Here is a 4,501-nt window from a genome sequence, read left to right on the forward strand (position 1 = left end):
CGCCCGGCCCGTAGGCGAGGTCCAGCGCCTCGGCATGGCGCTCGCGGAACGCGGCGCTGCGCGCGCGCCAGCCGGCGACGATGGCGGCGCTGTCGGCCACCGCACCGGAATTGTCGTAGGCCCGGCTCAGCGCCGCGCGGTCGAGGTCTTGCCAATCGGTCGTCTCGGGCATGGTCGCCGGCCTCTGGTTTGCGATCGTGCTCATGCCGCAGCCGTTCGATCAGGCGCCAGGCCCTCCGAAGCAGGCGCGGGCCCCCTCTCCCGGGCGGGAGAGGGCTGGGGTGAGGGATGAGAACCGTCCGGAGAGGTCACGCCCCTCACCCCCACCCTCTCCCCCTGGGAGAGGGGGCCGCGTCGCGGCTCCGAGACGGATACGATCCTCGCTGCCGCAGCCACCTCAGGCCGCCTTCGGCGCATGGTGGCTGTGGAGCTGGGCCGAGAGCATGCGGCGCACGTCGTTGAAGGCGGGGCTCGACACGTCGCGGCGGCGGGGGAGGTCGATCGCGTGCACCGCCTCGATCCGGCCGGGGCCGGGCGACATCATCACGATGCGGTCGGCGAGGAAGATCGCCTCCTCGATCGCGTGCGTCACGAACAGCACGGTGAGGCCGGTGCGGCTCCACAGGTCGAGCAGCTCGTCCTGCAGCCGCTCGCGGGTCATCGCGTCGAGCGCCCCGAACGGCTCGTCCATCAGCACCACCTCGGCCTCGTTGGCGAGCACGCGGGCGATGGCGACGCGCTGCTTCATGCCCCCCGAGAGCTGGTGCGGGTAGGCGTCGGCGAAGGCCGCGAGGCCGACGAGGTCGATGTAGCGGGCGGCGGTGTCGCGCACCTCCGCGGCCGGGCGGCCCCGCGCCTTCGGGCCGAAGCCGATGTTGTCGCGCACGCTGAGCCAGGGGAACAGGCCGTAATCCTGGAACACCATCCCGCGGCTCGGGCCCGGGCCGGGGATCGGCTTGCCCCACATCAGGGCCTCGCCGCCGGTGGCCGCCTCGAAGCCGGCCACGATCCGCAGCAGGGTGGACTTGCCGCAGCCCGAGGCCCCGAGCAGGCAGACGAACTCGCCGCGGCGCACGGTGAGGTTGGCGCCGCGCAGGGCCTCGGTGCTGCGCCCCTGCGAGCGGTAGGTCTTGGAGACGTCGCGCACCTCGACGATCGGCAGGGTCGGGTCAGCCATCCGAGGATCTCCGGTTCTCAACCATGCGCGGGGCTCCACGCGAGCAGGCGGCGCCCGATCTCCATGACGATCCGGTCGGAGACGAACCCGGCGACGCCGATCACCACCATGCCGCAAATGACGATCTCGGTGCGGGAGAGCTGGCGCGCCTCCATGATGATCGCGCCGAGACCCGTCTGCACCCCGGTCATCTCGCCCACCACGATGACGACCCAGGCGAAGCCGAGGCCGAGGCGCAGGCCGGTGAAGATCGAGGGCAGGGCGGCCGGCAGCACGACGCGGGCGAACTGCGCCGTCCCCGTGCATCCGAGCATGGCCGCGGCCTCGAACAATCGCGGCTCGACCGAGCGCACGCCGAAGATCGTGTTGACGAGGATCGGGTAGAACGCCCCGAGGAAGACCAGGAAGTAGGCCGAGCGCGGCCCGAGCCCGAACAGGATCATCGCCAGCGGCAGCCATGCGGTGACGGGCACCGGCCGCAGGATCTGGAAGGTCGGGTCGAGCAGCGCCCGCATCAGCGGCACGCGTCCGATCAGCAGCCCGAGCGGCAGGGCGGCGGCCGCGGCCAGCGCGAACCCGCCGAAGACGCGGGCGAGCGAGGCGGCGAGATGCGTCCACAGCGTGCCGCTGAAGGCGTCGTCGTTGATCCCGCCGACGGCCAGATCCCGCATCTCGGTCCAGACCTCGGCCGGCGGCGGGATCAGGCTGTAGGGTCTCCCGACGGTGGCGAGGTGCCAGACCAGCGCGAGCGCGACGGGGAGGGCGAGCGCGAGGGCGGGCGCCGTCAGGCGCCGGAGGATGCTCACGGCGAACGAGGCCCGGTCGCGATGGCGTGGAGCGCGGGTCCCCTCTCCCGTTCGGGAGGGGGACAGGGCGAGGGGCATGACCTCTCCGGACAGACCCGACTTCTCACCCCAACCCTCTCCCGAACGGGAGAGGGGGAGCGCCGCGTCGCCGGCGGCGGCCGATCCGGCCTCCGTCGCTGCCATCGCGTTCATGTCACGCGTCCCGCATCGCGTCGACGAAGGTGGTGTCGATGAAGCCGGGCTCGGGCAGGCGCTTGATCTGCTTGAGGGCGAGCATGTGCTGGGCGTAGGCCTCGGCCTTCTTGACCTCGTCCGGGCCGAGCTGCCACGTCAGGTCGACGTTGGGGGCCGAGATTGCCAGCGCCTCGCGCTTCTGGCCGAGCTTGGCCACCGCCATGTCGATCATCGCGTCGCGGTTCTTGGCCGCGAACTCGGTGCCCTTGCGGTGGATCTCCAGCATGGTGCGCACGAGGTCCGGCTTGCTCGCGATCGTGTCGCGGTGGGTGCCGAACACCATGTTGAGCGAGCCCATCGCGGTGCCGTAGGGGTACTCGACGAGCTGGCCGACGCCGCTCGACAGGCTGACGCCGGGGGCGGGCTCGGCGCCGACATAGGCGTCGATGTCGCCCCGCGCCAGGGCGATGTGCATCTCCGAGAACGAGATCCGCACCGGCACGATGTCCCGGATCGACAGCCCCTCCATCCGCATGCGCTCGAGGGCGAACACCTCCTGCGTCGAGCCGGGCCACAGGGCGACGCGCTTGCCCTTGAGGTCCTTGATCGCGCGGATGTCGGAATCCTTCCTGGAGATGATCGCCATGCCGCCGTTGCAGGTCGAGGCGATCACCGTCAGCGGCTCGCCGGCGGCCGCGCCCAGCGTCGCAGAGGCGATGCCGAAGGTGCCGAAATCCACCGACTTGGTGACCACCGCGTTCTTGCACTCGGTCGGGCTCTCGAACGGGATCACCTCGACCCGGGTGCCCGCCGGCGTGAAGCGCTCGTAGAAGTACGGCGCGATCGAGTGGATCAGCTTGAGCGAACCCATGCGGATCGTCACCGGCTCCGCCGCCCGGGCGACGAACGGGGCCGAGACCAGCCCGGCCCCGAGGCCGGCGAGGAGGGTGCGGCGGTCGATCATGGCTTCACTCCGGGGTCGGCGACGATTTGGAGCCTAGTTGCGCCGACCGTTGCAAACGAGTGCTCGTTCGGGATCGTGCCGTTGCGGTTCGGGCAACGGGTGGCCTAGGCTTGCCGGAGCGGGTTGCAGGACCCGTGCCCGAAGCGGGTCTTGGCGATGAAGCACACCCGGACGCTGGCCTGCATCGCCGAGATCGCCCGAAGCGGCTCGATCCGCCGGGCGGCCGAGCGCCTGAACATCGCGCCCTCGGCGCTGACCCGTCAGGTCCAGGACATCGAGTACGAGCTCGGCACGCCGATCTTCGAGCGGCTGGCGCAGGGGATGCGGCTCAACGCGGCCGGCGAGCTGCTGGTCCGGCACGCGCGCGACCAGCTCGCCGACCTCGAGCGGGTGCGCTCGCAGATCGCCGACCTCTCCGGGGTCCGGCGCGGGCACGTGGCGCTCGCCTGCAGCCAGGCCTTCGTCACGCAGGTGGTGCCGGAGGAGGTCCAGGCCTATCGCGGGCGGTTTCCGCTGGTCGGGTTCACGGTGCAGGTCCGCGACCACGTCCAGGCGGTGGCGGCGCTGACCGCGTTCGAGGCCGACCTCGCCCTGGTGCTGCAGCCGCCGCCCTCGGCCGACCTGCACGTTTTGTATTCCTGCCGCCAGCCGCTCTGCGCGCTGATGCGGGCCGGCCATCCCCTCGCCCGCGAGACCGGGCCGGTGCGCCTGCGCGACTGCCTCGCCCACGCGATGGCGCTGCCCGACCGGTCGCTGGCGATCCGCCTGCACCTCGAGCAGGCCCTGGCGCGGCGGGGGGTGCCGCTCGGGCCGGTGGTCGAATCGAGCTCGCTCGAGTTCCTGCGCAACCTCGTGCTGCGCGAGGAGGCGGTCAGCCTGCAGGTGCCGAGCGGCATCCCCGACGATCCCCGCCTCGTCAGCCGCCCGATCGACGGGCGCGACCTCGACCCGATGGTGATGATCCTCGGGCAGCTGCGCGGGCGCCTGCTCTCCGTCGCCGCGGCGAAGTTCGCCGACCAGCTCACCCAGAGCCTCGACCGGCGGCAGGCGGGAGCCTGAGGCGCGGGAGCGAAACCGCGCCCGCCGACTTTCCCGTGCGGGCCAACCAGGACAGCGACGCCATGAAGACCGACCGACGCCTGATCTACGCGAGCGAGAACGGCGACCGCTGGTGGCTCCGCCGCGCCGACGGCGCCGAGGCCGTGATCCTGCACGAGCCGAACGCGTCGTCCGGCGGCCGCACCTCCGAGACCGCGATCGGCGCCTTCCTGCGCGCCGGCGCGGGCGGACCGGAGCACCGGGCCCTGCTCGACCTGATCGGCACGCTGGTCGACCAGCCGCCCGCCGCCCCGCCGGCCCGTCGGATCAGGCCAGCTCCTC

5 protein-coding genes and 1 pseudogene are annotated in these 4,501 nt (G+C 72.3%); 2 read left to right on the plus strand and 4 right to left on the minus strand.

Going from position 1 to position 4,501, the window contains the following annotated elements; all coding sequences use genetic code 11:
- The 4 genes and pseudogenes from FV230_RS25130 to FV230_RS25150 all read right to left on the minus strand — a co-directional run.
- Positions 1-205 (minus strand): annotated as a pseudogene (locus FV230_RS25130) (alpha/beta hydrolase); the annotation flags it as partial.
- A 192-nt stretch (positions 206-397) separates the two neighbouring features.
- Positions 398-1,177 carry an ABC transporter ATP-binding protein gene (locus FV230_RS25135; protein WP_147728329.1) on the minus strand — a complete coding sequence of 260 codons (780 nt, stop codon included), beginning with the start codon at positions 1,175-1,177 and terminating at the stop codon, positions 398-400.
- 17 nt (positions 1,178-1,194) lie between these two features.
- Entirely contained in the window at positions 1,195-2,061 is an 867-nt protein-coding gene (locus FV230_RS25140) for an ABC transporter permease (RefSeq protein ID WP_147844334.1), read from the minus strand.
- 115 nt (positions 2,062-2,176) lie between these two features.
- Entirely contained in the window at positions 2,177-3,121 is a 945-nt protein-coding gene (locus tag FV230_RS25150; protein ID WP_147728326.1) for an NrtA/SsuA/CpmA family ABC transporter substrate-binding protein, read from the minus strand.
- A 156-nt stretch (positions 3,122-3,277) separates the two neighbouring features.
- Here FV230_RS25150 and FV230_RS25155 point away from each other — a divergent pair, with 156 nt between their 5' ends.
- Together FV230_RS25155 and FV230_RS25160 are read left to right on the plus strand one after the other, a co-directional pair.
- The gene (locus FV230_RS25155) at positions 3,278-4,180 is read left to right on the plus strand and encodes a LysR family transcriptional regulator (RefSeq protein WP_147844337.1); all 903 of its coding nucleotides are present in this window, start codon (positions 3,278-3,280) and stop codon (positions 4,178-4,180) included.
- Positions 4,181-4,242: 62 nt separating this feature from the next.
- On the plus strand, positions 4,243-4,501 hold a 259-nt coding region (locus FV230_RS25160), incomplete at its 3' end, for a hypothetical protein (protein WP_147844336.1).

This window comes from Methylobacterium sp. WL6, from assembly GCF_008040095.1.
In the GTDB taxonomy this organism is placed as follows: domain Bacteria; phylum Pseudomonadota; class Alphaproteobacteria; order Rhizobiales; family Beijerinckiaceae; genus Methylobacterium.